The sequence below is a fragment of the Rhizobacter sp. P2_H2 genome (assembly GCF_056403375.1).
Genome location: NZ_JBFUFP010000935.1, coordinates 1 through 2160, shown reverse-complemented (window position 1 = coordinate 2160; position 2160 = coordinate 1). Strand labels below are relative to the sequence as shown.

Here is a 2160-nt window from a genome sequence, read left to right as displayed (position 1 = left end):
GCGTGAGCCTGGGCACGGCCGGCCCGGCGCGCGCGGCCCAGGCCGCGGCAGCGTTCGCGCCRAACGCCTTCGTGCGGATCGCGCCCGACGGCCAGGTCACCGTCACGATGGGCTACATCGAGATGGGCCAGGGCACCTACACCAGCGTGCCGATGCTGATCGCCGAGGAGCTCGAGGTCGAGCTCGCGACGATCCGCGTGGCGCACGCGCCGCCCGACGACACGCTGTACGGCAACCCGCTGCTCGGCTTCCAGGTGACCGGCGGCTCGACGACGATCCGCGCGGCCTTCGGGCCGCTGCGCCGGGCCGGCGCGGTCGCGCGCACGCTGCTCGTGCAGGCGGCGGCGCAGCGCTGGTCGGTGGAGCCGTCGGCCTGCCATGCCGAGCGCGGCCAGGTGGTGCATGCGGCGAGCGGCCGCCGCCTCGGCTACGGCGCGCTGACCGCGAGCGCGGCACTGCTGCCCGAGCCGAAGGAGGTGGTGCTGAAGCCGGCCTCGGCATTCCGGCTGATCGGCACGCCCGCCCATCGGCTGGACACGCCCGACAAGGTGAATGGCCGCGCGCGCTACGGCATCGATGCCCAGGTCCCCGGCATGAAGATCGCGACGCTCGCGCAATCGCCGGTGCCGGGCGGCCGGCTGCGCCGCGTCGACGAGCGCGCGGCGCTGAAGGTGCGCGGCGTGCGCCGCATCGTGACGCTGGACGATTGCGTCGCGGTGGTCGCCGACCACATGGGCGCCGCGAAGAAGGGGCTGGCCGCCCTCGCGATCGAATGGGACGACGGCCCGCACGCGACGCTCGCCACCGCCGACATCGTCGAATCGATGCGCGTGGCCTCGCTGCAACCCGGCGCCACCGTGCGCCACGACGGCGATGCCRCGGCCGCGCTGGCCGCTGCCGCGACGCGGCTGGAGGCGGTGTACGAGGTGCCCTTCCTCGTGCACGCCGCGATGGAGCCGCTGAACTGCACGGTGCACGTGCGCCCCGACGGCTGCGACGTGTGGGTCGGCACGCAGGTGCTGTCGCGCGCGCAGGCCGCGGCCGCGCAGGTGACCGGACTGCCGCTGGACAAGGTGAAGGTGCACAACCACCTGCTGGGCGGCGGCTTCGGGCGCCGGCTGGAGGTGGACAGCATCACGCGCGCGGTGCAGATCGCCAAGGCGCTCGACCACCCGGTGAAGGTGATCTGGACGCGCGAGGAAGACACGCAGCACGACATGTACCGGCCCTACTTCTTCGACCGCGTCGCCGCAGGGTTGGATGCGCAGGGCCGGCCGGTGGCGTGGACGCACCGGCTGACCGGCTCGTCGATCCTGAAGCGCTGGGCGCCGCCGCTCTACAACAACGGCTTCGACCCCGAGACCATCGACGGCGCCGCGCACCCGCCGTATGCACTCGCGAACATCCACGTCGACTACGTGAACCACGAGCCGCCGATCCCGACCGCGTTCTGGCGCGGCGTGGCGCCGACGCACAACGTGTTCGTCGTCGAGAGCTTCATCGACGAGCTGGCCGCGGCCGCGAAGGCCGACCCGGTGGCCTACCGGCTCGACCTGCTGCAGCACAACCCGCGCGCGAAGGCGGTGCTCGAGCTGGCGGCGCAGAAGGCCGGCTGGGGCCGGGCGCTGCCGGCACGGCACGGCCGCGGCGTGTCGCTGCAGTTCGCGTTCGGCACTTTCCTGGCGACGGTCGCCGAGGTGGCGGTCGCGGCCGACGGCAGCGTCGCCGTGCAGCGCGTGGTGTGCGCGGTCGATGCCGGCGTGATCGTCAACCCGGACACCGTGCGCGCCCAGCTGATGGGCGGCGTGATCTTCGGGATCTCGGGCGCGCTGTGGGGGCAGGCGACGCTCGCGAACGGGCGCATCGAGCAATCCAACTTCCACGACGTGCGGGTGGTGCGGATGAACGAAGCGCCCGCGATCGAGGTGCACCTGGTCGCGAGCGGCGAGGCACCCGGCGGCATGGGCGAGCCCGGCACCTCGGGCCTCGCGCCGGCCGTCACCAACGCGATCTTCGCGGCCACCGGCCGGCGCTTGCGCAAGCTGCCGGTGGACGCGGCGGCGCTGGCGTCAGCCTGACGCGTCCGTCACCGGGGAGCGGGCTCGGCGGCCGAGGCGGCAGGCTCCACCGGGCCGACGGTGCGCGTGACGAGCTCGCGGT

1 protein-coding gene is annotated in these 2160 nt (G+C 74.0%); it reads left to right on the top strand.

Going from position 1 to position 2160, the window contains the following annotated elements; translation table 11 throughout:
• On the top strand, positions 1–2078 hold a 2078-nt coding region (locus AC1D15_RS28435; RefSeq protein WP_477828653.1), incomplete at its 5' end, for a xanthine dehydrogenase family protein molybdopterin-binding subunit.
• Positions 2079–2160 lie beyond the last annotated feature (82 nt).